Raw genomic sequence first — 24,936 nt, 5'->3', positions numbered from 1 at the left:
TCAGCCCACGGCGGTGCGACGGCGCGGTGGCGGGAGACGGCGTCCTGGGGCCGGTGCAGGCGCGCAGGCCCCGTACTCGCCTGCCGGAGTGGGAATCGTCTCCCGAAGCGCCCCCCCCCGGGTCACACCATGCGCCCCCACTGCGGGCCCAGCCGGGCCCATTCCGTGTCCCAGGCGGTCAGCCGGCGGCGTTCCAGGCGGACGCGGAGGAGCAGGCCGCCGCCGAAGGGGACGAGCGCGGTGGCGGCGCCCGCCAGGCCGCCGAGGAAGGCGGCTCGCAGGGCGGCCTGGCCGGGCGTGACGGGGCTGTCGACGAGGTGGCCCCGGCGATCGGTCCAGACGGTGACCCGGGTGCCGGCCGCGCTGCCCGGCGCCACCCGGACCCGGCCGGCGCGGGCGGAGCCGTCGGCCGCCGTCCAGCGCACCTCGGCCCAGACCCGTTCACCGGGCAACGGGTTCCGGCGCCTCGCGGACGCCCGAGGGGCCCTCGCGACCAGGTGGGCGACGGCCGGGTGCCGGCCCGCGCGCTGGTGGGCCAGTCCGTCCGACACGGAGCGGGCCACCGCGACCCCGGCGAGCGACCCGGCCAGCACGGTGAGCAGCCAGACGCCCAGCACCACCCAGCCCTCCACGACGTCCGCCCGACGTCTGAGCGGGTTGCGCCGCCAGCGCCAGAGCCACACCCTCGGACCGCGCAACGCCGTCCTCCCCACGAACTCGCGGCCGGCCGGACCGCCCGCCCGTGACAAACCGTCACCCCGACGGTCGCACGAGGCACCCGCTCCCCGCAGGCACATGCGGGAACGGAACCGGTACCTCCCCCTCCGGGGCCGCCGACACCCCTGTGAGCTGGGGCGACGTCCGCTCCGGAGGAGACTGTCAGTGGCGGGGTGCACACTGGCCGACAACTGACGACAACTGGGACAAAGGCGTCCCGGAGGTGATCGGCATGACCGAGGTACTGCTGGCGGTGGGCACCCGCAAAGGCCTGTTCATCGGACGGCGGCGGGGCCAGGGCCCCTGGGAGTTCGACGAAAGCCCGTACTTCAACGCGCAGGCCGTCTATTCGGTCGCGATCGACACCCGGTCCGGCACCCCGCGGCTGCTCGCGGGCGGTGACAGCGCCCACTGGGGGCCGTCGGTGTTCCACTCCGACGACCTGGGCCGCACCTGGACCGAGCCGCCGAGGCCGGCCGTCAGGTTCCCCAAGGACACCGGCGCCTCCCTGGAGCGCGTCTGGCAGTTGCACCCGGCCGCCGCCGAACCCGACGTCGTGTACGCGGGCACGGAACCGGCCGCGCTGTACCGCTCGGCGGACCGCGGCGAGAGCTTCGAACTGGTCCGGCCGCTGTGGGAGCACCCCACCCGCTCCCGCTGGGTGCCGGGCGGCGGCGGCGAGGGGCTGCACACGGTGCTCACGGACGCGCGCGACAAGGCCGCGCTGACGGTGGCCGTCTCCGCCGCCGGCGTGTTCCGCACCACCGACGGCGGGGCGAGCTGGACACCGTCCAACTCGGGGGTGTCCGCGGTGTTCCTGCCGGACCCGGACCCCGAGTTCGGCCAGTGCGTGCACAAGGTCGCGCGGGACGCGGCCGACCCGGACCGGCTGTACCTCCAGAACCACTGGGGGGTGTACCGCAGCGACGACGCGGGCGCGCACTGGACCGACATCGGCGCGGGCCTGCCGTCCACGTTCGGCTTCGCGGCGGCCGCGCACCCGCGCCGCGGCGGCACGGCGTACGTCTTCCCGATCCACGCGGACAGCGACCGCGTCCCGGCCGGCCGGCGCTGCCGGGTCTTCCGCACGGCCGACGGCGGCGACTCCTGGGAGCCCCTGACCCGGGGCCTGCCGGCCGGGGACCACTACGGCACGGTGCTGCGGGACGCCCTGTGCACCGACGACGCCGACCCGGCGGGCGTGTACTTCGGCAATCGCAACGGCGAGGTGTTCGCCTCGGCCGACGACGGCGACAGCTGGCAGCAGGTGGCCGCGCACCTGCCGGACGTGCTGTGCGTGCGCGCCGCGGTGGTCGGCTGACGGCGGACGCGCAGCGGACGGCGGGCCGTCGCGGAACGGGGGAAACGTGCCGCGCTCACGGATGCGGCGAGGGCCGGGTGTCCGGCCGTGTTCCGGTCATCGGTTGATCACCGACCGGTTCACGGCAGTAGGGTGACGCCCGTGGCACCACGACCCTTGCATGAAATCGTCGAACCGGGCTGGGCGAAGGCCCTGGAACCCGTGGCCGGACGGATCGCCCAGATGGGCGACTTCCTGCGCGCGGAGATCGCCGCGGGACGCACCTACCTCCCGGCCGGGGCCAACGTCCTGCGGGCCTTCCAGCAATCCTTCGACGAGGTAAGGGTCCTGATCGTCGGTCAGGACCCCTACCCCACCCCCGGGCACGCGGTGGGCCTGTCGTTCTCGGTCGCCCCCGAGGTACGGCCGCTGCCGCCGAGCCTGATCAACATCTACCGCGAGCTGCACCAGGACCTGGGTCTGCCGCAGCCGTCCAACGGCGACCTCACCCCCTGGACCCAGCAGGGCGTCCTGCTGCTGAACCGGGCGCTGACCACCGCGCCGCGCAGCCCGGGCGCCCATCGCGGCAAGGGCTGGGAGGAGGTCACCGAGCAGGCGATCCGGGCACTGGCGGCCCGCGGCAAGCCGCTGGTGTCCATCCTGTGGGGCCGTGACGCCCGCAATCTGCGCCCGCTGCTGGGGAACCTGCCGGCGGTGGAGTCCGCGCATCCCTCGCCCATGTCGGCCGACCGCGGTTTCTTCGGCTCACGGCCCTTCAGCCGGGCCAACGACCTGCTGATCCAGCAGGGCGGACAGCCCGTGGACTGGCGTCTGCCATGACGGCCGCCGGGTATCTCGCCGTGGACTCCGGCGGTTCCGGCCTCCGGGTCGCCGTCGGCGTTCCGGGCCGGGCGCCGTCGGCACAGCGGGAGACCCGGGAGCCGGTCCGCACCGGCGCGCGGGGCATCGACCCCGGCCATCTGATGACCCAACTGGCGCCCCTGGCCCGGGACCTGGCGGCGCGGGCGGGCGTGACCGAGCTGGGTACGGCCGTCATCGGCGCCGCCGGGTTCGCCACCCTGGGCGACGCGTTGCGCGCCGAACTGCCGGGCGCCCTCGCCCGCGAGCTGGGGGTGGCGCGGGCGGCGCTGGCCGCCGACGCCGTCACCGCCTATGCCGGCGCGCTCGGCACCCGGCCGGGCGCGGTGCTCGCCGGGGGCACCGGACTGATCGCCGTCGGCACCGACCTCACCGCCTGGCGGCGGGCCGATGGCTGGGGGCATCTGCTGGGCGACTGCGGGGGCGGCGCCTGGATCGGCCGGGCCGGTCTGGAGGCGGCACTGCGCGCCCACGACGGCCGCGACGGCGGCTCCGGCCCGCTGCTACGGTCCGCCGAGAAACTGTTCGGGCCGGTGCGCGAACTGCCGGGCAGGCTCTATCCGCGGCCCGACCGGCCCGCCGTACTCGCCTCGTTCGCGCCCCTGGTGGCCGAGTGCGCCGCGCACGACCCGGTCGCGGCGGACATCCTGCGCGCGGCCGCCCGGCACATGGCCGATTCCGCCGCGGCCGTCTGCCCGCCCGACGGCCGGCCGGAAGTGGCGCTCACCGGCGGCCTGTCCAAGATGGGCGATCCCCTGCTGGTCCCGCTGCGCGAGGAGCTGGCGCGCCGGCTGCCGCATGCCCGGCAGGTGCTCCCCGAGGGCGACCCGCTGCACGGCGCGGTACGGATCGCGACCGAGCTGGCGGCCGGGCGGCTCACGCTGCCGGGTGAACCGACGATGCTGCACGTCGTCGCCGCCACCCGTACGCGATCAGACAAAACCGGACGGATACCGCTCACCTGCCCCCTCCCCGAACGGGAGGGTCCGATGAGCCAGTAACATGCGGCGCCATGAGCTCCTCCACTGGACCCGCGTCCGGCCTGCCTGTTCGAATGCCGCGACCCCGCCAGCCCGGACGGCACCGCCGGCCGGAACCGCTGGTGGCTCCCGAGGGTGCGCCCGCGCTCGTCCTCGCGGTGCCCGGTGTGCCCAGCGCCGCCACTCGCGGCCTCGCCGAGGAGGTCGTGAGCATCGCCCGTTCCGAGCTGCCGGGCCTCGACGCCCGGATCGGTTACCTGGACGGTGACGACAACGAGTTCCCCGCGCTGCGGTCGGTGCTGGCACGCGCCGCCGAGGAGCGCACGGCCCGTTACGAGCAGGCCGTCGCCGCCGGGGTCGAGGGCGTCAGCGAGCCCGACGGCCCGGTCGCGGTGGTCGTCCCGCTGCTGGCCGGTCCGGACAACGCGCTGCTGCGGCAGATCCGGCAGTCGGTGATGGACAGCCGGGTCGCCGCCGAGCTGACCGATGCCCTCGGCCCGCACCCGCTGCTCGCCGAGGCGCTGCACGTACGGCTGTCGGAGGCGGGTCTGGCCCGCGCCGACCGCGCCCGGCTGTTCACCGTGGCCACGGCCGCCGACGGCATCGTCCTGGCCTCCGTGGGCGGCGAGGAGGCCGTGCAGGCGGCCGGGATCACCGGCATGCTGCTCGCCGCACGGCTGGCCGTGCCGGTGATGGCGGCGGCCCTGGACCAGGAGGGCTCCATCTCCTCCGTGGCCGAGCAGCTGCGCGCCGCCGGTTCGCAGCAGCTGGCGCTCGCGCCGTACCTGGTCGGCCCGGAGATCGACGCGGCGCTGCTCACGGCCGCCGCCGAGGAGGCGGGCTGTGCCACGGCCGAGCCGCTGGGCGCGTACCCCGCGATCGGCAAGCTGGCCCTGGCCAAGTACACGACGGCCCTGGGCATCGCCCCCCAGCAGCCCCAGGGCACCCCGGTGCGCTGACCGCGCCCGGCCCGACGAGCGGGGCCCGCTCCCTTCGGGGAGCGGGCCCTTTCGCCTGTCCCGGGCGCTTACCTGAAGACGACGCAGGAGGCGGCGGCCACCTGCACCGAGCCGTCGTACCGGGGCAGTCCGGTCGCCTGGTCCACGGTGAACCAGCTGACGTCGCCGGAGCGTTCGTTGGCCACGTACAGGAAGCCGTCGTGCTCGGCCAGGGCGCGGGGCCAGTGTCCGCCGCAGGGCACGGTGGCGAGCGGGCGCAGACCGTCCGGTTCGACGGCGAGCACCGACAGGACGTCCTCGCCGCGCGTCGCGGCCCACACGAAGCGACCGTCGGGCGACGCGACGATCCCCGAGGGGTAGGCGTCGCCGGCCGGGGCGCCCGGCAGCAGCGGGACCTCGCTGAGCGGCTTCAGCGAGCCGTTCGCGGCGTCCCAGCGGCACACCGTCACCGTGGGGGTCAGTTCGTTGACGACGTAGGCGTGTTCGCCGTCGGGGTGGAAGGCCAGGTGGCGGGGCCCGGAGCCGGGCCGCAGCGCGCACTCGCGGTGCAGGGTGGGGGTGCCCGCCTCCAGGGTGCACACCCGCACCGAGTCGGTGCCGAGGTCGACGCTGACGGCCCAGCGGCCGCTCGGGTCGGGCTGCACCTGATGGGCGTGCGGGCCCCGCTGGCGCCGGTCGTGCGGGCCGGAGCCGGTGTGCTGGAGCCGGCCGGACGGTTTCGCGGCCAGGGTGCCGTCGGGGCGCAGGGGTACGGCGGTGACGCTGCCGCAGCCGTAGTTGGCGGTGAGCAGGTGCCCGGCGTACAGGCCGAGGTGGGTGGGGCCGCTGCCGTCCACCGGCACGGGCGGCCCGGCGAGTTCCGGCCGGCCGCCGTTCACCCGGAAGGCGGCGACGGCGCCCTCGGCCGTCTCGCTGACCGCGTAGAGCATGTCCCCGTCCGGGGAGAGGGCCAGGTAGGAGGGGTCCGGTACGTCGTTCACGGCGGAGACGAGGGTGAGGGCGCCGCCTCCCGGCGCGACCTCGGCCGTCACCAGTCCCGGTCCGCCTGCCGCCGTGAACGAGCCGATGAACGCCTGCCGTCCGCCCGCCCTGTCGCCGCCCTGTACCACCGCTGTCCCCTTTCGGTCGGGCCTGTCCCGCGCCGACGGTAGCAGCCCCCGTGCGCCGGTCTAGACCAAGAGGGCGGCGTGGGGCGGGAGTTCTTCCGGAGCCCAGGGCCGGGGGCGCGCAGCCCGCCAGTGCGGTCTCGAGAAGAGGTCGCAGGTAGTCGGGGGATTCGTTGGGCTCGGCGGTGACGGTGATCAGGCCGAAGACCCGGCCCGCATTGGTCACCGTCGCCACGACCGTCACCGGCCGGCGCGGCAGCTCTGGCTACGCGGCTGTCGTGGACGATTACCGCACGCCCTCGCCGCCCTCATCCTCCCCGGCGCCGCTACTGAAGACGGCCCAGGACGGCGAAGGTCGGCCGCAGCCGCCCAACGCCGTCCGACCGCCCCGCGCCCGGCCTGCCGGCAAGACCCGTCGGAGACGGTTCTGGTCCGGCGGCGCCCAACGGGCCCTGATGCGGTGGCGTCCACCGGAGCGACCGCGTCGCCCGCCCCGGTCGGCTGGGCCCGCGCAACCGTCAGACCCCGTACGCCGGCGCCCGCAGCGGCTCCGCGAGGGCGGCCAGAGCTCGCTCCAGGCCGTGCACGTGTGCGAGCGCGGGGGACGCCGGCGGCTCCGCCGGGGCGAGCGTCGCCGTAGCGTCGCCCCCGGTCAGCGCCTCCACCGCCGCCTCCACGCGGCCGCAGGCCGTCGACAGCCGGGCGTCGTGGGAGGCCTCGGGGTCGGCGGCGACCGCGACCAGGCCGCGGATCTCCCGGGCGCAGTCGTCGAGCAGCGCGAGCACCTGGCGGGCGCGCCGCTTGCGGGCCGGCAGCGGGTTCAGCGGGTGCACCAGCGGGGCCACCGACAGCCGGACGCGGCCGAGCAGCTGCTCCAGTTCGGCCACGCGGGGCGCCGGGTCGGCCGTCGGGGAGCCGGCGAGCCGGGCGGCGGCCTCGGCCGTGCAGGCGTGGACGCAGCGCAGGGCGCGCTGGATCCAGGCGTCCGTGGTGGCGTGCGTGGTGACCGGCAGTACGAACAGCACCGCGAGCGCCGCGCCGACCGCCCCCACCGCGGTCTCGCCGAGGCGCAGCGCCAGCAGGCCGGGGGTGAGGACGCCGAGGAGGCCGTAGAGCAGCTCGGCGAGGACGGTCACCCAGAGCATCATCCAGGTGTAGGAGACGGGAGCCGAGTAGAAGATCCCGAAGACGGCGACGGCGAGCAGGACCGCCGTCGGCACCGGCGCGCCGTGCACGGGTACGGCGAGGAGGAAGCCCAGGCAGATGCCGAGCAGCGTGCCGAGGACCCGGCGGAAGCCGCGTACCAGGGTCTCGCCGCGCGAGGCGGTGGCCACGAAGACCCACCAGGTGGCGCCGACGGCCCAGTACCAGCGCTGCCCGGACACCAGTTCGCCCACGATCAGGGCGAAGCCCGCGCCCGCGGTCGCCTGGACCGCCTGGCGTGTGGTCACCCGGGCGAGCCCGGTCCCGGCGGGCGGGGCGGGCGCGGCGGGGGCCGGGGGCAGCCCGCGCTCGTAGCACCACAGCCCGAAGCGGACCACGGCCGCGCCGAGCAGGGAGAGCAGTACGGCGGCGGACAGCTCCGGCAGCCGATCGGGGGTGGCGTGCAGGAACTGCGCGGCGAAGAACATCATGAACGCGAACACGCCCAGGCTGTGGCCGCGCGGCCCCCAGCGGCGCGCGTACACGCCGGCACCGACGACGGCGAGGAAGGCGAGGTCCCGCGCGAGGGGGTACGGGTGCAGCACGGCCGCCCCGGCGAGCACCGGCAGGCCCACGACGGGCAGCAGCGCGGTGGTGAGCGCCTGGCCGCGCACGGTGGCGTCGGCGACGGTGAACAGGGCCAGCAGCGCGGCGAGACCGCCGGTGATCGCGCCGGCGACGGACTGCCCGGCCAGCAGACAGACCACCACGGCGACCCCGATGCCGAGGACGGCCCGCGACGCCCAGCGCAAGCGCGCCCGGCCCGGGTCCGGAGCCACGAACACCTTCTTCAGCACTGCTGCCCTCCCCGAGGAACACGTAGGAAATCCGGAACGCAAAAGGCGCCGCGGAGGGTCCGCAGCGCCATCGACGTCTCTATGACAGCATCCAGGACCGCAGTGGCTCAAGCCAGGCCCGATTCACTGGGCCAATGGCCCATCTAGGACGCTTGTCGTCGACACGAGGGATGGCCAACGGCCCAGGTCGGGCGGTGCGCGCGGCTCCTGGCGCACTGAGCCATTGGTACAGTCGTACATCATGGCCGTGGACGAACTCGACACCCGCATCCTGCGGCTGCTCCTGGAGCAGCCGCGCACCAGCGTGCGCGAGTACGCGCGCATCCTCGGCATCGCCCGCGGCACGCTCCAGGCCCGCCTGGACCGCATGGAGCGGGACGGCGTGATCACGGGCACCGGTCCCTCCCTCTCCCCCGCCGCCCTGGACCACCCGGTACTGGCGTTCGTGCACATCGAGGTCACCCAGGGCCACCTCGACGACGTCGGGGACGCGCTGGCGGCCGTACCGGAGATCGTGGAGGCCTTCTCCATCACGGGCGGCGGCGATCTGCTCGCCCGGGTGGTGGGCCGGGACAACGCCCATCTGGAGGACGTCATCCAGAAGCTGATCAGCCTGCCGGGCGTGGTGCGCACCCGCACCGAGGTGGCGCTGCGCGAGCGCGTCCCCTACCGGCTGGGCCCCCTGGTGGAGTCGGTGGGCCGCGCCGCCCGCGCCTGAAGGACGCGGCCCCGGGTGCCGTCGCCGCGCACGCGGCCGGCATGCGCTGCCTCGCGATCCCCTGCGTCGCCGCCCAGGCCGGCGCTCCCGGCTTCGCCACCGCGGGCCTGCTGCCGCGCGGCGGCCGGTCGGAGTTCAGGGCGCGGTCGGCGTACGCCTGGTTGCAGAAGGCGGCGCGGAGAACATAGTCGTACATACGATCTCGTATCCGGACGGACACCGACGCGCCGGGCGTTCCTCTGTTGCGTGCTCAGCGCCCCGTCGCTGCTTAGCGTGGCCCCCATGACCATGGACAAGGCCGGGCCGGCCGCCGACAAGCGGCGCTGGCAGGCGCTCTGGGTCTGTCTGACGGCGGGCTTCATGACGCTGCTCGACAGCTCGATCGTGAACGTCGCCCTTCCCTCGATGGAACGCGGCCTGGGTGCCGACACGGCCGATCTGTCCTGGGTCGTCTCGGGGTACGCGCTCACCTTCGGGCTCGCCCTCGTGCCCGCCGGACGGCTCGGTGACCTGCGCGGGCGGCGGACGGTGTTCCTGTTCGGGCTGGCCCTGTTCACGCTGGCCTCGGCGGCCTGCGGGCTGGCCTCCGACGCGGGCTGGCTGGTGTTCTTCCGGCTGTCGCAGGGCGTGGCCTCGGGCATCCTGGCGCCGCAGACCACCGGGCTGATCCAGCAGATGTTCCGGGGCACCGAGCGGGCCCGCGCGTTCGGCATGCTGGGCAGCGTCGTCGGGCTGTCCACGGCCATCGGTCCGCCCGCCGGCGGGCTGCTGATCCACCTCTTCGGCACCGACGACGGCTGGCGCTGGGTGTTCTACGTCAATCTGCCGATCGGGGTCGCCGCCTTCTGCGCGGCGCTGCGGCTGCTGCCGCGCACCCCGCCCGCGCCGGGCCGGCGCGAGGGCATGGACCTGCCCGGGGTGCTGCTCCTCGGTGCGGGCGTGCTCGCGCTGATGCTGCCCCTGGTGCAGGAACAGCAGTGGACGGGCCGGCTGAAGTGGGCGCTGCTGCCGGTGGCCGCGCTGCTGCTGGCGGGTTTCTGGGCGTGGGAGCGCTGGCAGGGCTGGTGGGGGCAGGCGCCGCTGCTGGACCTGCGGCTGTTCGCCCAGCGGTCCTTCTCGCTCGGCGTGCTGCTGAACCTGGTCTACTTCGCGGGCTTCACCACGCTGTTCTTCGTCTACACCCTGTTCCTCCAGAACGGCGTCGGCTACACCGCGCTCGCGGCCGGCTTCTCCTCCCTGCCGTTCGCCTGCGGTTCGGCGATCGGCGCCGCCGTGAGCGGCCGGCTGGTCGTGCGCCACGGGCGCAAGCTGGTGATCGCCGGTCTCGGCGTGGTCGCGCTGGGCCTGCTCACGGTGATCGCGGCGGTGCAGCTGGTGCCGGGGCGGGGCGTGGCCTGGGCGGCGGCCCTGCCCCTGCTGGTCGCGGGCCTCGGCTCGGGCGTCACCATCTCCCCCAACACCACGCTCACCCTGGCGAGCGTTCCCGTGCGGCGCGCGGGCGCGGCGGGCGGGGTCCTGGTGACGGCCCAGCGCATCGGCTCCGCCGCCGGGATCGCCGCCGTCGGCGCCGTGTACTTCGCCCACCTCGCCAACCACGGCAGCCCGGCGACCGCCCTTCAGCTGGGGCTGCTGACGGCCGTCGGCATCATCGTCGTCGCCTTGGCCCTCGCGGTGGCCGACCTGCGGGAACGGCAGGCCGAGCCGCTGAGCCCGGTGCCGAGCGCGGTCCGGCCGGAGGAACCCGACCCGGCGGCGTGAGCACGTCCGGCCAAAAGGCGCTTCGGGCTTCCTACGAACGGCGCCGTGGCCTGCCCCGCCTGGCGGCCGGCCCGGCCCCGCCCGCGCGGGCCTGGCGGCCGCGGCCCGACGACTTGGCGGCGGGCTGCTGCCGGCCGCCCTGCTGCTCGGCCCGCCGGGGCTTCTTGTCGGACTGCGATGTGCCCGCCGAGGCCGCCGTACGACCGCCCGCGGAGCGCCCGTCCCCAGCGCGCGTCGATGTCGTACGCCCGCGTGTGCTGTTGACCGTGCGCCCCCGGACGATGCCGATGAAGTCCTCCACCAGGTCGGTGGTGGCCTCCTGCGGCCAGGAGAGGGCGACGCTGGACTGGGGTGCGTCCACCACCGGGCGGTAGGTGAGGTCGCGGCGGTGGTAGAGGCGGGCCAGGGACTGCGGGACGACCAGGAGACCGACGTTCGCGGCGACCAGCTCGATGGCGTCCGGGGTCGTCGCGGGGCGTTCGAACGCGGGCTCGCCGGGCGGGGCGGCCCAGTCGAAGACGTCGTCGAGGGGGTGGAAGAGCACCTCGTCGGCGAGGTCGGCCAGGGTGACCTCGTCGGCGGCCGTGATCAGGTGGTCCTTGGGGACGACGACCACGCTGGTCTCGGTGTAGAGGGGGATCGCGCTGAAGAAGTCGCGGTCCACGGGCAGCCGTACGAGTCCCGCGTCGGCCCCGCCCGCGCGCAGCAGCTCCGGCGCTTCGGCGGCGGGGGCCTGGACGAGGGTGAGCGGGACGTCCGGCAGGCGTTCGTGCCAGACCTTCACCCACTTGGCGGGGGTCACTCCGGGGACGTACGCGAGCCGGAACGACGGTGATTCCTCCGAGCCTGTCACCAGGCCAGGTTACCGGCCGCGGCAGGACGGGCGGCCACCGGCCGGGGGCGGGGGCACGGTGGACAGGGGGCGGGGCGGCGGGCGCGGGTCCACCGGCGGGCACAGCGGGACGGTGATCGACGGCCGGTGGGCGCGGGCGCGGGCGCGGCGGTCGGGGACGCGAGGGCGATGGTCACCGGTAGAGGCGGCAGGCGCGGGGCCGCCGGCCAGGGCCACGAGTGCGGTGGTCGACCGCCGGGGACGCGAGCGCGGAGTCACCGGCCGGGGCCGCGGGGTCCGATGGTCACCTGCTGTGGTCGGTCCCCGCATCCGTGGCCGATACCCTTGTGGCATGAAGTCGCAGCAGAGCACCCAGACGATGAAGCCCGCGACCGCGGCGAAGAAGCTGGGTGTGTACCTCCCCGCCACCCCCGCCTCCTTCCAGGAGGGCGTGGTCTCGCGTGCCGAGCTGAACCAGCTCCAGGCCGACCCGCCGGAGTGGCTGAGCGAGCTGCGGCGCAACGGCCCCCACCCGCGTCCGGTGGTCGCCGCGAAGCTCGGTGTGTCCATCGCCGGTCTGGCGCGCGGCGGCGTGACCGAGCCGCTCACCACGGAGCAGATCGAGGCGCTCAAGCAGGAGCGGCCCGAGTGGCTGGAGAAGGAGCGGGCCACCCAGGCCGAGGTCCGCAAGGAGGCCGCGCGCCTCAAGGCCCGCAAGCAGGAGCAGGAGTCGGCCCAGGGCTGACCCCTCCCCCCACCCACGGCTTTTCCGGCTTTTCCACAGCGCCCTCCGCCCGCCGGAGGGCGTTGTCAGTGGTCGCCCCTAGAGTTCCCGTCACTTGATCACTGCGGTGCGGGAGGCACGTATGGGGTGGGTGTCGGCGGGCGACTACGAGGTCGCCCTGGACGGCGGGAAGGTGGTGTGCCGCAACGCCGCCGGGCGGCTGCTGAAGTCGGTCCCGCCGAAGATCGCGGACGATCCGGCGGTCGTCGGCCTCAAGCAGCTCGTCGAGTGGCTGGAGCGGCACGAACGCCAGTGCCTGGCCGACGCCGAGCGGTGGATGGTGCGCTCGCTGCCGGTGCCGTCTGCCGTCGTCACCGGCGTGTGGCCGGACCCCGCCTGGCAGGCCGCGCTGCGCGACCTCGTGGTCACCGGAGCCGACGGAGAGGTGGCCGGCTTCCTGCGGGACGCCGACCCCGAGCGCGGTCTCGGCCTGGTCGACCTCGACGGCGACACCGTCCGCATCTCCCCCGACCTGGTGCGCATCCCCCACCCCGTGCTGCTCGAAGACCTGGAGGAGCTGCGGGAGTTCGCCGTGGAGCTGGGCGTCGAGCAGCGCGCCTCGCAGCTGTTCCGCGAGGTATGGCACCGCCCTGCCGTCCTCGACCCCAAGGCGACCCAGGTCGAGGACTACGCGGGCGGCGTCTTCAAGGAGCTGCGCTTCCTGCACGGCCGGGCCGCCCAGCTCGGCTACCGGGTGCGCGGCGGTTACGCGGTGTGCTCCGTGGTGGAGGACGGCCGCACCGTCGAGGCCCGGGTGTGGATCGGTGACTACGACGGCTACGCGCAGACCGAGACCGGCCCGCTGGCCTGGGCCGAAGCGGGCGGCCGGGCGCTGAAGCCCGCTCAGGTCGGGCCGGTGGCCTGGTCGGAGGGCATGCGCATGGCGGCCGCACTGTACGCGGGGCGTGACATCGAGGACGAGGAGCGGGCGGCATGACGTACGACGAGAACACCCTGACCTCGCTGCTGGACGCCGGAGCCGTACTGCCGCCGGGCAGCACCGCCCGCGAGGACGCCGACGGCCTCACGGTGCGCACGTACACCCACCCCGCGCTGGGCGAACGCCGGGTGGTCCGGCTGGTGCCCGCCACCCTCGGCGAGGCGGAGGACCTGGCGCTGGAGTTCCTGGGCCTGGCCCGGGAGCCCGAGACGCCGCAGGTCGGGCAGGTGCGCCGGGAGACGCTGGGCTTCCCGGCCTGGGCGCTGGTGCACGACCCGGCGAACGGACACCACGCGCTCGCCCTGGTGAAGGACGTCGAGCGGCTGGCCCGGCAGGCCAAGTCCCGCCCCGGCGCGGCCAAGGACGGCTTCGAGGCGCTGGGCGAACGGCTGGGGCGGGCGGTGCCGCACTTCCTGCCGACCTTCTACGAGCAGGCCGCACGCGCCTTCCTCGCGCACGAGAACACCACGTACGCGGCGGCGTTCTTCGGCAAGGCCCGTGAGGCCGAGCGGGTGCACGCGCTGGCGGTGGACGAGGAGCGGCGGCGCGCGGTCTTCCTGGAGTTCGCCTTCGCCGGAGCGCTGACCGTCAAGGCGCTCAAGGAGTACGTCAAGGATCTGGCCACGCGGCTCGAACCGGCCGTGGCCTGGGCGCAGTTCCGGCAACTGACGGTGGAGCGGTGCGCGGCCGGCATGCCGCCGTACGCATCGTTGCCGCAGGACGCGCGCGGGTTGATCAAGGCGGCGGGTCTGGACCGGATCGAGGAGGAGTGCGCGCTGGTCGCCGAGTTGATCGCGTCGCCCGCCGCGGTCCGCGCGCCCCGCTCCTTCTGGACCGCCTACCGCTCGGTGCTGCCGGTCCTCGCCGAGCGCAGGCCCGAGGTCCGGGCGCGGCTGCTGGAGATCATGCCGGCCGGTCTCGGCCGGGACGTCGAGGACGACGAGTTCTGGCTGGCGCTGCTCGCGGAGACGGGGGCCGAGCGGCTGCTGACCAATCCCGCGGCGGCCGCCGAGCACGGCGTGGACCCGGCGGACTGGCTGAGCCGCTGGGCGTCCTTCCGCAAGCACGGCGGCTCGTCCTCCCTGCGCTCGCCGGCCACCCTGGCGCTGGCCCTGCGGATGGCCCAGGGGCTCGTCACCGCCGGGCGGCCCGTCGCCCTGTTCGCGGGCGGCTGGCACGCGGGCGCCGACCTGGACCTGCTGGACCTGTGCCTGGCGGAGGGGATCGCGCTGACGATGCCCGGCGACGGCGAGCGGACGTTCCTGCCGCTGGCCGGCTGGCTGGCGGACACCCGGGAGGGCGCGCGGGACCTGGCGGCGGTGGCGGCCGACCCGTGGCTGCGGCGGCTGCTGCACACGGCCCTGGGCCCGGTCGGCGGTCACGCCCGCTCGCGGGAGATGCTGCGGGCCGTCGCCGCCCACCCGGTCCTGTCCGGGGTGCTGCACGAGTGGCTGGACAAGGCCGCCGACGACTTCGCGGGCGCGGTGGGGCTGCCCGGCGCGCGCCACGCGCTGGACCGGCTGCGGCCCTTCCGGGAGATCGCCGCCGAGGCCAACGCGGCGGCCGTGGCCCGGATCGCCGGGCACCCGACGGCCCCGCTGCTCACCCGCACCCTGCGCGCCGGTGTCTTGGACGAACTGGGCTGGCCCGCCCTGGACGAGGCGATGGCCCTGCTCGACGCCCAGACCCGCGACCCGCGGGCCAGGCCGGGCGACGATGCCGTCGCGGTGTTCGAGGCATGGCCCGCGCTGATCGTCTCCCGCGGCCACAAGGCCCTCGTGGTCGGCCCGGAGGGAATCCTGCTGGACCACGATCTGCGGCTGCCGGAGACATCGGACCGCCGGCAGCGGCCCCGTTTCCGGTACGCGGAAGGGGAGTTGCTGGTGATGTGGCGGGAGGGCGCCCGGCAGTGCGGCTACTGGTCCGCGCGGCCCGCCCAGGTGTTCGAGCTCGGCGGTGAGCAGCTGCCTGCCTGGTGGCACACGAACGAGGCACTCGTCCCCTCCCTTCCGCTGCCCGGTGGCGGCCGCGCGAGCGGCGGCAAGTCCCTGCACGCCGGTGACACCGTGCTGCCGCCGACCCGGCCCCTCCTCGGGGACGGCACCACCTACTGGCGCCAAGGCCGGGAAGGCACCCGGACGGTGTGGCTGGAGTACGACCCGGCCACCGGGACGCACGGCCGCGCCTCCCTGCCTGCCCTGCTGCGCGCGGGCATCCGCGAGGACGCCGAGCTGGCGCCCGGCCGCTGCGCGGTGCTGCCGCTCCAACCGGGCCTGGAGCAGAGCCCGTTCGGGACCGACGGCACCGTGCTCGGGCACTGGGTGCGCACCGAGGGCGACCCTCGGCGGCGGACCGCGGGCACGCCGGACGGGCGGACCGTGTCGCTGCCGGTGACCGCCGCGCGTACGGACGCCTGGCCGGTGGGCGCGCTACGGCTGCCGGGCGGGGCCGAGCCGGTGGTCGTGGAGATGTACCGGGCGATCGGACTGGTGTCGGCGGGCGACGGCACCGGCACGCCGGACGCGCGCGACACGAGCGGCCTCGGCCCCGGCGAGCTGGGGCGGGTGACGCCCAACGGGCCCGGCGGCGAGTTCGCCGCGGGCACCCGGTTCGTGCCGCCGCTGCCCTTCTGGCACGCGCTGCGCCCGCGCGATCCGCAGGGTTCGGCCGTGCTGCGCGCGCTGACCGACGAACAGACCGGCGCCATGCTGCGGCAGGCCGCCGAGGCGCTGGCCGCCCGGCAGGAGGAGCTGGTGCGCGCCGGGGACGAGGAGACGGCCAGGGCGGCCGTGCCGGGCGCGGACGAGGTGGTCCGGCGGACGGTGGCCCGCGCGCTGCCCGGGGTGACCGACAGGCGGCTGCTCACCGGTGTGGCCGCGCTGGTCCGCTCGGCGCTGCGCATCGCGGACTCGGCGACCGCCTTCGCCCGTCCCCCGCAGGACGGCCCGCGGCAGCCGCGCCGGCGGACCGAGGGCATGTTCGCCGACTACCGTCCCGAGCACGGCGACGACCGCAGCCTGTACGAGGCCGCCTCGGGGCTGGGCGAACTGCACGGCTGGTGGCGCGGGCAGGAATGGAACGCGCTGCGCCAGATCCGCGCGGTGAACCACGTGCTCTCCGGCCGGCCCGCCGACGGCAAGCCGCTGCCCGGCCGGCACCGCCGGGACGCCCTGCCGGACGGCTGGGCCGGCGAGGAGTTCACCGTCCCCGGCATCGGCATGGTGTGGCCGTTCCTGCTGGGCCGGGTGCGCGCGCTGGCCTACCGAGCCGCCTCGCCCGCCCTGTCCGATGTGCAACGGGAGCCGCTGCTCCTGCTGTTCGAGGCGCTCACCGAGGGACCCCTCGGCTCCCCGGACGGCGCCCTGCGGCAGGTGGTCCTCAGCGAGGCGTACGACAGGCAGGAACGCACCGGGCAGGTGCTGCGCCGGGGCGACCGCACGGTGGTGATCCTGGGTTGCCAGAACATCGACACCCAGCGGGGCCGCGTCAACTGGCTGGCGCTGGACCACGATCCGAGCCGCGCGTTCGGCGCGGTCGCCCACTTCACGCTGGACCGTGAGGTCCGGTACGGGACGACGATCGCCGCCGGCGAGCTGGCCGCCGTGACCCGCCTGATCCGGGAGAAGGGCGCCGCGCCGTGGGCGCCCGAGGCCCCGGAGGCGCTGATCGCGGCGACCGGGGGCGGGCTCGGCCCCGCGCAGGCCGCCGTGCTGCTCGGCGGGCAACCGCAGGAGCCCGGTGCCGAGGGCCTGGCCGTGCTGGGGCTCAAGCCCCGGCAGCGGGAGTTCGGCGACTCCCTGCTGCGCGGTCTCGGCGCACAGGCGCGCACCGCGCTGCTGGGCGCGCTGCTGCCCGCGGACCCGGCCGCCCTGTGGACGACCGGCCCGGACACGGATGCGGCGGGCCGGATGTGGACCGAGCGGTTCGGCTCGCTGGTCCGGGTGCCCGAGGACATCAGGACCGAGCTGGCCGGACTCCCGATGGCGGACAGCGAGGCGGTGCTCAACCCCGCCCACACCCCGTGGCTGAGCCGCACCACCGTCCTGCGCCCGGACAAGGACGGCAACCTCGCCCCGCAGGACCCGCAGGCGGTCCCGTCCCGCCACGACCTGGTGGCCGCCGTCGACGGACTCGCCGCCCTCGCCTACGGCCTGCCCTACGGTCACCCGCTGCGCTCGGCGCTGCCCGCCGGGCTCGCCGCCCTGCGCCGCCGGCTGTCCGACCCCGAGCTGATACTCGGCCTCGACGTCGAGCGGACCGAGAAGGGCACCCCGGCCGCGCCCGAACTGCGCAAGGCGTACGGGCTGCCGGAGACCGGCGGCGCCGACGCGCACGGGCTGACCCGGGTGGGCGAGGCGATCGTGCTGCGCCCCTGGTACCAGGACGTGGAGGCGGTCATGGTCCGGCCGGCCGGGCTCGACGGGCCCGACGACGCCGTGTTCGGACTGCTGGACGGGCTGGTCGGCCCCCACCGCGGGAACGCCCTGCGAGCGGTGCGCACGCTGCTCGGCGAGGAGCTGGGCCGCGCCGTCGCGGTCGGCGCCGAGGGCCCCTCGGGGTACGCGCAGAACCCGGCCCTCAGCGTGCCCGAGCTGGTCGCCGAGGTCGCCAGGACGCACGGACTGGGCGAGGACGCGGCCGCGCTCTACCTCCAGCTGCTCGCCCTGCCCGACCCGACGGACCGCAACACCGCCCGCTGGACCGGCTGGCGGCCGGCCCGGCTGAAGAAGGCGCGCGCCGAACTGGCCGCGACGGACCTGGTGGTGGAGGCCAAACGGCCGCGCGCCGGGCGGACGTTGTTCCTGCCGTGCGGCTGGCGGGACCTGAAGTCGCCCGCGCTGCCGGTGGAGATCTGGAAGGAGGGCCTCTACCCCGTGCCCTGGTACCAGCGCGCGGTGCCGCTGCTGCCGGTGCCGGAGCTGTTCGCCCGCGCCTGGGACCGCGTCCGCGCGGGCGACTCCCCGGCGTACGAGGAACTGCGGACCCGGGCGACGCGGCGGGGACGGCACGGGTGACGGACGCCGCGGAGGACCTGCGCGGGTGAGCGGCCCGGTGATGGGGGCGGCGCGGTGCGCGGCGCGGTGATGGGGCGGTGCCTGGCCCGGCCGCCCCGCATCCGCTGACCAGCGCCCGCCGCCCGCCATCCGCCATCCGCCATCCGCCGTCCGCCGCCCGCAAAGTCGCCGCCGCCCGAGCCTTGGTCCGCCCGAGCCTCTGCCGTCCGTGCTTCTCCCGACCCACCGCCGCCCGGCCCCTCTCCGGCCGCGCTTGGCCCACGCTTCACCCACGCTTCGCCCACCCGAGCTTCCTCCCTCCGAGCCTCAGCCCCCGAGCGTTCCGCTCCGAAATCCCCGAAGGACTGCCCCCGATGACGACCGCCCTCGCCCCCGACACAGCCCGCCAGATCGTTCCGCCCGAGGACCGGTACGCCACCGAGCTGGCCTTCCTGGCGGCCCACGACTCCGGTCCGCGGCCGCCCGCCTGGCGGCTGACGCCCCGCGCTGTGGTCACCTTCGTGATGGGCAGCGGCGGGCAGTCGCTGCGCCTGCCCGAGGACGCCGAGGTGCCGGACGGGGTGCCCCGGCGGCTGGAGATCACGGGCAAGTTCGTCGGCGACCGCGCGCTGGTGGAGCGGTGTGTCGTCACGCTCGCCGGGGAGCGGGGCCTGCTGCTGGTGGGCGAGCCCGGCACCGCCAAGTCCATGCTGTCGGAGCTGCTGTCGGCGGCCGTGTGCGGGACCAGCGGACTGGTCGTGCAGGGCACGGCGGGTACGACGGAGGACCAGCTGAAGTACGGCTGGAACTACGCCCTGTTGCTGGCGCAGGGCCCGAGCCGCACCGCGCTCGTGCCCTCCCCGGTGCTCACCGCGATGTCCCGGGGCGCGATCGCCCGCGTCGAGGAGGTCACCCGGTGTCTGCCCGAGGTGCAGGACGCGCTGGTGTCACTGCTGTCGGAGCGGCGCATCGCCATCCCGGAACTGGCGGGTGCCGAGGAGGGGTTGGCGCACGCCGCGCCCGGCTTCAACCTCATCGCCACCGCCAACCTGCGGGACAAGGGCGTCTCGGAGATGTCGGCCGCGCTCAAGCGCCGCTTCAACTTCGAGACGGTCGGGCCCATCACGGACCTCGACGCGGAGACCGCGCTGGTGCGCGGACAGGCCCGGGCGTCGGTGGTCCGGTCGGGCGCTCCGTTCCAGGTCGACGACGCGGTCCTGGAGGCCCTGGTCACCGTCTTCCGGGACCTCAGGGAGGGTCGCTCGGCGGAGGGCTGGGAGGTGGAGCGGCCGTCCACGGTGATGAGCACCGCCGAGGCGGTCTCCGTGGCGGGCGCGCTGGGGCTGGCGGCCGCCTACTTCCCCGGCGACCGTGACGTCCTCGGGCTGCTGCCCGGTCACCTCCTCGGCGTCGTACGCAAGGACGACCCGGCGGACGCGGCCCGGCTGCGCGGTTACTGGGACGGCCCGGTCCGGCGCCGTGCCGAGCAGGGTTCCGCCACCTGGCGCACCCTGTGGGACCTGCGCACCGTCCTGGAGGGCTGAGGAGCGTGCCGTACGACGACATCCCGGGCGGCTCCCCCGAGGGGGCCGTCGCCGCCCTGACCGATCCGGCGGCGCCCTACCTCATCGGCGTGCGCCATCACGCGCCCTCCCTGGCGGCGGCCGTGCCCGCGCTGCTGGACGCGGCCGGGCCGGACGTGGTGCTGGTGGAGCTCCCCGCCGAGCTGGAGGAGTGGCTGCCCTGGCTGGCGCACGAGGAGACCCGGGCCCCGGTCGCCCTCGCCGCCGCGCCGGACACCGGGGCGGGCGGCCCGGCGTTCTACCCCTTCGCCGACTTCTCACCCGAACTGGCCGCCGTGCGCTGGGCGGTGCGGCGCGGGATACCGGTACGCGCGTGCGACCTCCCGCTGGCGGAGCGCACGGCGCAGAGCGCGGAGGGCGGGCCCGGCGGGGCGGACGCGGGCGTCGATGGTGCGGCTCCCGGGACCGCCGTCGCCGCGGAGCCGAGCCCCGGCCCGGCGTCGGACGGACCGGGCGCCGCCGGGATCGCCTCGGCGCTTCGCTCCCGTCTCACCGGGCGGCCCGGGGACGATCTGTGGGACCGGCTGGTCGAGGCGGCCGCGCCCGGCTCCTCTCCGGAGGCGCTGCGGCGGGCCGCGCTGCTGACGGGCTGGGCGCTGCGCCGGGAGGCGGAGTCCCGCGGTGGTGTGCCCGAGCTGGACCTGCGGCGCGAGCGGTGGATGCGGTCGTGTGTCGCGGGGGCCACGGCACGGGGGGAGCGTGCCGCGATCGTGGTGGGCGCCTTCCACGCCCCGGCGCTGCTGGCACCGGCGGAGGCGCACACGGACGGCGACGGGACCGGTCCGGCCGGCGCAGACGCCACAAGCACGGAAGGCTCCACCGGCACCGGCGCATCCCTGCCCGGCACCGACGCCGGCGCCGTCACCGGGAAGCCCTCGTCGTGGACGACGTCCCTCATCCCCTACACCTACGCCCTCCTGGACGCCCGTTCCGGCTACCCGGCCGGGATCCGCGACCCGGAGTGGCAGCACATGGTGCTGGACGCGGCCGGTGATCCGGTGGCCCTGGAGGAGTCGCTGACCCGGGCCGCCGTGCGGATCTGCGCCGAGCTGCGGGCGTCCGGGCACCCCTCCGGGCCCGCCGACGCGCGGGAGATCGCACGGCTCGCCGGTGATCTGGCCCGGCTGCGGGGGCTGCCCGCGGCGGGCCGGGGCGAACTGGTCGAGGCGGTGCAGACGGTGCTGGCCCAGGGCGAGCCGCACGGGCGCGGCCGGGCCGTGGCACGGGCGATGGAGAGGGTGCTCGTCGGCGACCGGACCGGCCGTCCCGCGCCGAACGCGCCGCGCAGCGGGCTGGCCCCGGCGGTGGAGGCGGAACTGGCCGAGCTGGGCCTGCCCGGACCGGCGGACGCGAACCCCGGCACCGTCCGGCAGCTGCGTCTGGACCCGCTGCGCTCCGAGCTGGACCGGCGCCGCGAACTCCTGCTGCGCCGCCTGGCGGTGTGCTCGGTGCCGTACGCCGAGCCGCGGGCGGTGACCGGGACGGGCGGCGCGCAGGCGCTGACCTCGCGCTGGGAGGTGCGCTGGACCCCGGCCACGGCGGCCATGCTGACCGTGGCCGGCATCCGCGGGGTGACCTTGGCCCAGGCCGCCGAGGGCGTGCTGCGGGAGCGGCGGCGTCAGGAGCGGGACGGGGGCGGGCCCACGGCCGCGCAGGCCCTGCGGGGCCTGGAAGAGGCCGCGGAGTGCGGTCTGCCGCAACTCGCGGACGAGCGGCTGGCCGAGACCGCCGAGGTGCTGCCCGGCTCCGCGACCCTGTCCGAACTCCTCGCCGGGCTGGCCCTGTCGGACCGGCTCGGGGCGGGGCACGTCGCCGGGCTGGGCGCGGACGAGGAGCGTACGGCGCGGGCGGCGGCCGTCGCCGGGGTGCTGACCGCCGCCGCGGTGCGCCAGATCGACGGGCTCACCGGCTCCGAGGACCCGGCCGACGCCCGCGCCCTGCTCGAACTCGCCCAGCGTGCCGACCGGTTGGGCGGCATCCGGCTCGGGAGCGCGCTGGCCCGGCTGGCGGCCGACGGCTCCCCGCTGATGCGCGGCGCCGCCGGGGCCGTACGGGTGCTGCTGGGGCAGGAGGAGGCGCGGGCCTTCGGCGACCGTGTCGCCTCCTGGGTGGACGGTGCCGCCGACCCGGAGTCCCGGTCGGCGCTCACCGCCCGGCTGACCGGGCTGCTGACCGCCGCGGGACCCCTGCTCGAATCGGCGGCGCCCGCACTGGGGCCGCTGCTCGACCGGGTGTCGGAGCTGTCCGACCGCGACTTCCTGGACCGGCTCCCGGCCCTGCGCGGCGGCTTCGACACCCTGAGCCCGGCCGGGCGCGAACGGCTGCTGTCCGCCGTCGAGGAGCGCCTGGACGGCGAGCGCCCCACCGACACGGGCGGTGTCGACCCGGTGGCCCTGGCCCGCTGGGCCCGGGCCGACCTCGCGGCCCGCGCGTCGCTGGCCGCCCTGGACCTCCTGCCGCCGCCCGCCGCGCGGGACACCGCCGAGGGCGGGGAACCGGCCGCGCCCGGCGCCCCCGGCCGGGACCACCGCCTCGCCCCGGCCGACCGCTGGCGCCTGCTGCTGGGCCGGCGCAGCGAGCGGCTCCCGCCGTCGGCACGGCCGTTGGCGACCGCGCTGGACGAGCTGTACGGCACCGGGCACGGCGAGGGCAGCCGCGGGGACATGGTCCGGCAGGGTCCCGGCGGGCGCGAGGCGTCGTACCCCGGGGTGCGGGAGTGGTCCGAGGAACTGGCGGCCCTGTTCGGGCCCGGCATCCGGGAGGAGGTGCTGGCGGCCGCGGCCGCCGCGGGCCGGCCGGACGTGCTCGCGGAGCTGGACCCGGACGCCGTGCGGCCCTCGGTGGACCTGCTGCGCTCGGTGCTGCGGCACGCGGGCGGGCTGCCGGAGGCCCGGCTGGCCGCGCTGCGTCCGCTGGTCCGGCGCCTGGTCGAGGCGCTGACCCGGCAGCTCGCGACCCGGCTGCGCCCCGCGCTGCACGGCACCGCCGTGCCCCGGCCCGGCCGGCGCCCGGGCGGCGGCCTGGATCTGTCCCGCACCCTGCGCGCGAACCTGGCCACCGCCCGCCGGAGGCCGGACGGCACGGTCCTGGTCGTGCCCGAGCGCCCCGTCTTCCGCAGCCGTGCCCGGCGCGCGGCCGACTGGCGGCTGATCCTGGTCACGGACGTGTCGGGCTCCATGGAGGCGTCCACCGTCTGGGCGGCGCTCACGGCCTCGGTGCTGGCCGGGGTGCCCACGCTGTCCACGCACTTCCTGGCCTTCTCCACCGAGGTGATGGACCTGACCGACCACGTCGAGGACCCGCTGTCGCTGCTGCTGGAGGTCCGGGTCGGCGGCGGCACCCATATCGCCGCGGGTCTGCGCCACGCGCGCGAACTGGTCACGGTGCCCTCGCGCACCCTCGTCGTGGTCGTCAGCGACTTCGAGGAGGGCTATCCGCTCGGCGGGCTGCTCGCCGAGGTCCGCGCCCTGGTCGGGGCCGGCTGCCATGTGCTGGGCTGCGCGAGCCTCGACGACTCCGGCCGTCCGCGCTATTCGACCGGTGTCGCGGGCCGGCTGGTCGCCGCGGGCATGCCGGTGGCCGCCCTCAGTCCGCTCGAACTCGCCCGCTGGGTAGGGGAGAAGATCGCATGAACCCGCAACTGCCGCCCGTCGTCCCGGCGGTGACCGCCGAGCTGGTCGCGGCGCTCTCGCCCCGGCTGCGCAAGCGCCTCGACGCGGGCATCGCCAAGCTGGCGGACCGGCCCGTGTCCCGCGACGGCGACACGGTGCGGATCGCGGTGGACGACGGCACGGACGTCGAACTGCACGCCCCCGACGGCGCGGTGCGGCACCCGGACGCCGTCCGCTGCGGCTGTCTGCTGGCGCCGGACTGCCTCCACCGCGCGGCGGCCGCCTCCCTGGCCCCGGTCGCGCAGGACACCGAGCCCGAGGCCGGGCAGGAGGGCCCGGCCGCTGACGCGGCCGCCGATCCGGCCGCGGCGGAGCGGGCCGGGACCTCCGAGGCGGCCACGCCGGAGCAGTGCGCCGCCGCCCGCGCGGTGCACGCCGCCGCGTCGGCCGCGCTGGAAGCGGGCACCGACGGGGCGGGCGCGGTGCTCCAGGCGGAACTGCTGCGGGCCGCGCACACGGCCCGGCTCGCGGGCCTGCACCGGGCCGCGGCCACGGCCGTGTCCGTGGTCACCGCAGTGCGCGCGGCCCGCGCGGCCGACCCGTCCTACCGGCTGCCCGGTCTCGTCGCCGCCCTGCGCGAGGTCCTGTCCGTCACCCATCGTCTCCCGCACGCGCACGGCGCGGAGCTGGCCGCGCTGCGCGGCACCGCGCGGCAGCCGTACCGCCCGGACGGCTCGCTGCGGCTGTACGGCCTCTTCTCCGAGCCGGTGCTGACCGCGAGCGGCCACGCGGGCGCGGTCACCTGGACCGCGGACGCGGAGGGCCGTCTGTACCAGGTGTCCGACGTGGCTCCGGGCGGCGCCGGGCGTGCGCTGGGCGCGGCCGACCGGGCCGTGCGGATCGGCGACACCGCCCTGACCCACCGTGAACTGGCCCGCGCCGGCCTCGCGGTGTCGGGTGCCACCGTCTCCCCCACGGGCCGGCTCGGCGCGGGCGCCGGGGTACGTGCGGTCCGGGCGCCCGGTGCCGACTGGCACGCGGAGCCGGTCGCCCGGCTGTGGGCGCAGCCGGTGCCCGAACAGCTCGCCCGCGCTTTGGAGGGCGGTCACGACCTGCTGTTCCTGGACATCACCGTCACCGGTACGGCGGCGGAGGCGGGGGGCGACTGCCTGCTCGCCGACTGTGCCGGTCTCCCCCTGCGCCTGACGGCCGCCCACGACCACCCCGCGCTCCCCCACCGGGAGAACCTGCGTCTGCTGGCCGCCGCCCGGGGCACCCGTCTGCGGATCATCGCCCGCCTCACCCCGGCCCCGCACCCCCGCGCCCGGCTCCTCGCCACCGAGCACCCGGCGCAGCCCGGCATCCGCGTCGACATCGGCCTGGACCGCCTGCAACGGGCCGATCTGCCCACCGCGCCGCCCGCCCCGCCCGGCGCGGCCCCGGTCCCGGACGAGGCCCCGGTCCATCTTCTGCGCCGCCGCGTCCACCAGGCGGTCTCGGGCGGCCGCCCGCTGCTGGCCCTCCCCGGCGACACCCGCGCCGACGCCCGCCGGCTCCGCAACCACGGGCTCCCCACGGCCGCCGACCTCCTCACCCACCTGCAGTCCGCCGCCGCGGACCGCACCCATGACGTCTTCGGCCGCCTCAACCCCACCGATCCCGCCCGGTTCGCCCGCGCCTGGCTGGCCGCGGCCCACTACACCGGGGAACTGGACCGGGCGCTGTGCGCGGCGGCCTGGTCCGGCTGACCGTGCCCGGCGGTGCGGGCCGCGGAC

16 protein-coding genes and 1 pseudogene are annotated in these 24,936 nt (G+C 76.5%); 13 read left to right on the top strand and 4 right to left on the bottom strand.

Annotated elements, in window-relative coordinates; translation table 11 throughout:
• Positions 1–122: 122 nt before the first annotated feature.
• Positions 123–698, bottom strand: coding sequence for a hypothetical protein (locus HZZ00_RS12890; protein ID WP_257585770.1), 576 nt, complete (start codon positions 696–698; stop codon positions 123–125).
• 251 nt (positions 699–949) lie between these two features.
• Between HZZ00_RS12890 and HZZ00_RS12885 the strand changes: the two genes are divergently transcribed.
• The 4 genes from HZZ00_RS12885 (at position 950) to HZZ00_RS12870 (ending at position 4,835) form a co-directional block, all read left to right on the top strand.
• Positions 950–2,038 (top strand): exo-alpha-sialidase, encoded by a 1,089-nt coding sequence (locus HZZ00_RS12885; protein WP_257585768.1) that lies wholly within the window; start codon positions 950–952, stop codon positions 2,036–2,038.
• A gap of 141 nt (positions 2,039–2,179) precedes the next feature.
• On the top strand, positions 2,180–2,857 hold the full coding sequence (locus HZZ00_RS12880; RefSeq protein WP_180332303.1) for a uracil-DNA glycosylase: 678 nt from the start codon (positions 2,180–2,182) through the stop codon (positions 2,855–2,857).
• A complete protein-coding gene (locus HZZ00_RS12875; RefSeq protein WP_180332302.1) occupies positions 2,854–3,897 on the top strand; it encodes an N-acetylglucosamine kinase in 1,044 nt (347 codons plus the stop codon). The genes HZZ00_RS12880 and HZZ00_RS12875 overlap by 4 nt, the downstream gene beginning before the upstream one ends.
• An 11-nt stretch (positions 3,898–3,908) precedes the next feature.
• On the top strand, positions 3,909–4,835 hold the full coding sequence (locus tag HZZ00_RS12870; RefSeq protein WP_107409079.1) for a sirohydrochlorin chelatase: 927 nt from the start codon (positions 3,909–3,911) through the stop codon (positions 4,833–4,835).
• 68 nt (positions 4,836–4,903) lie between these two features.
• On the opposite strand, the gene HZZ00_RS12865 is transcribed toward HZZ00_RS12870, so the two are convergent.
• A complete protein-coding gene (locus HZZ00_RS12865; protein ID WP_180332301.1) occupies positions 4,904–5,944 on the bottom strand; it encodes a lactonase family protein in 1,041 nt (346 codons plus the stop codon).
• Between the two features lie 515 nt (positions 5,945–6,459).
• Positions 6,460–7,941, bottom strand: a complete 1,482-nt coding sequence (locus tag HZZ00_RS12860; RefSeq protein ID WP_180332300.1) for an FUSC family protein — start codon at positions 7,939–7,941, stop codon at positions 6,460–6,462.
• A gap of 241 nt (positions 7,942–8,182) precedes the next feature.
• Between HZZ00_RS12860 and HZZ00_RS12855 the strand changes: the two genes are divergently transcribed.
• The 3 genes and pseudogenes from HZZ00_RS12855 (at position 8,183) to HZZ00_RS12845 (ending at position 10,417) form a co-directional block, all read left to right on the top strand.
• The gene (locus HZZ00_RS12855; RefSeq protein ID WP_074995994.1) at positions 8,183–8,659 is read left to right on the top strand and encodes an Lrp/AsnC family transcriptional regulator; all 477 of its coding nucleotides are present in this window, start codon (positions 8,183–8,185) and stop codon (positions 8,657–8,659) included.
• Positions 8,656–8,847: pseudogene (locus tag HZZ00_RS12850) on the top strand (HAD family phosphatase); the annotation flags it as partial. The gene HZZ00_RS12855 and the pseudogene HZZ00_RS12850, both read left to right, overlap by 4 nt.
• 94 nt (positions 8,848–8,941) lie before the next feature.
• A complete protein-coding gene (locus HZZ00_RS12845) occupies positions 8,942–10,417 on the top strand; it encodes an MFS transporter (RefSeq protein WP_180332299.1) in 1,476 nt (491 codons plus the stop codon).
• Between the two features lie 31 nt (positions 10,418–10,448).
• On the opposite strand, the gene HZZ00_RS12840 is transcribed toward HZZ00_RS12845, so the two are convergent.
• The gene (locus tag HZZ00_RS12840; RefSeq protein WP_180332298.1) at positions 10,449–11,270 is read right to left on the bottom strand and encodes a LysR family transcriptional regulator substrate-binding protein; all 822 of its coding nucleotides are present in this window, start codon (positions 11,268–11,270) and stop codon (positions 10,449–10,451) included.
• A gap of 331 nt (positions 11,271–11,601) precedes the next feature.
• On the opposite strand from HZZ00_RS12840, the gene HZZ00_RS12835 reads away from it, so the two are divergent.
• The 6 genes from HZZ00_RS12835 (at position 11,602) to HZZ00_RS12810 (ending at position 24,909) form a co-directional block, all read left to right on the top strand.
• The gene (locus HZZ00_RS12835) at positions 11,602–11,994 is read left to right on the top strand and encodes a DUF5997 family protein (protein WP_180332297.1); all 393 of its coding nucleotides are present in this window, start codon (positions 11,602–11,604) and stop codon (positions 11,992–11,994) included.
• Positions 11,995–12,115: 121 nt separating this feature from the next.
• Positions 12,116–12,970: a DUF4132 domain-containing protein gene (locus tag HZZ00_RS12830; RefSeq protein ID WP_180332296.1), complete on the top strand. Its 855-nt coding sequence runs from the start codon at positions 12,116–12,118 to the stop codon at positions 12,968–12,970.
• Positions 12,967–17,988, top strand: coding sequence for a hypothetical protein (locus HZZ00_RS12825; RefSeq protein WP_180332295.1), 5,022 nt, complete (start codon positions 12,967–12,969; stop codon positions 17,986–17,988). Before HZZ00_RS12830 ends, HZZ00_RS12825 begins: the two co-directional genes overlap by 4 nt.
• Before the next feature lie 353 nt (positions 17,989–18,341).
• Positions 18,342–19,511, top strand: a complete 1,170-nt coding sequence (locus HZZ00_RS12820) for an AAA family ATPase (RefSeq protein ID WP_180332294.1) — start codon at positions 18,342–18,344, stop codon at positions 19,509–19,511.
• A 5-nt stretch (positions 19,512–19,516) separates the two neighbouring features.
• Positions 19,517–23,182, top strand: coding sequence for a DUF5682 family protein (locus HZZ00_RS12815; RefSeq protein ID WP_257585767.1), 3,666 nt, complete (start codon positions 19,517–19,519; stop codon positions 23,180–23,182).
• Positions 23,179–24,909 carry a hypothetical protein gene (locus HZZ00_RS12810; RefSeq protein WP_180332293.1) on the top strand — a complete coding sequence of 577 codons (1,731 nt, stop codon included), beginning with the start codon at positions 23,179–23,181 and terminating at the stop codon, positions 24,907–24,909. Before HZZ00_RS12815 ends, HZZ00_RS12810 begins: the two co-directional genes overlap by 4 nt.
• The last annotated feature ends 27 nt before the right edge of the window (positions 24,910–24,936 follow it).

This window comes from Streptomyces sp. NEAU-sy36, assembly GCF_013423905.1.
Classification (GTDB): domain Bacteria; phylum Actinomycetota; class Actinomycetes; order Streptomycetales; family Streptomycetaceae; genus Streptomyces; species Streptomyces misionensis.
Note: the sequence above shows the minus strand (reverse complement) of the source record. Positions and strands in the feature narration are given on the sequence as shown.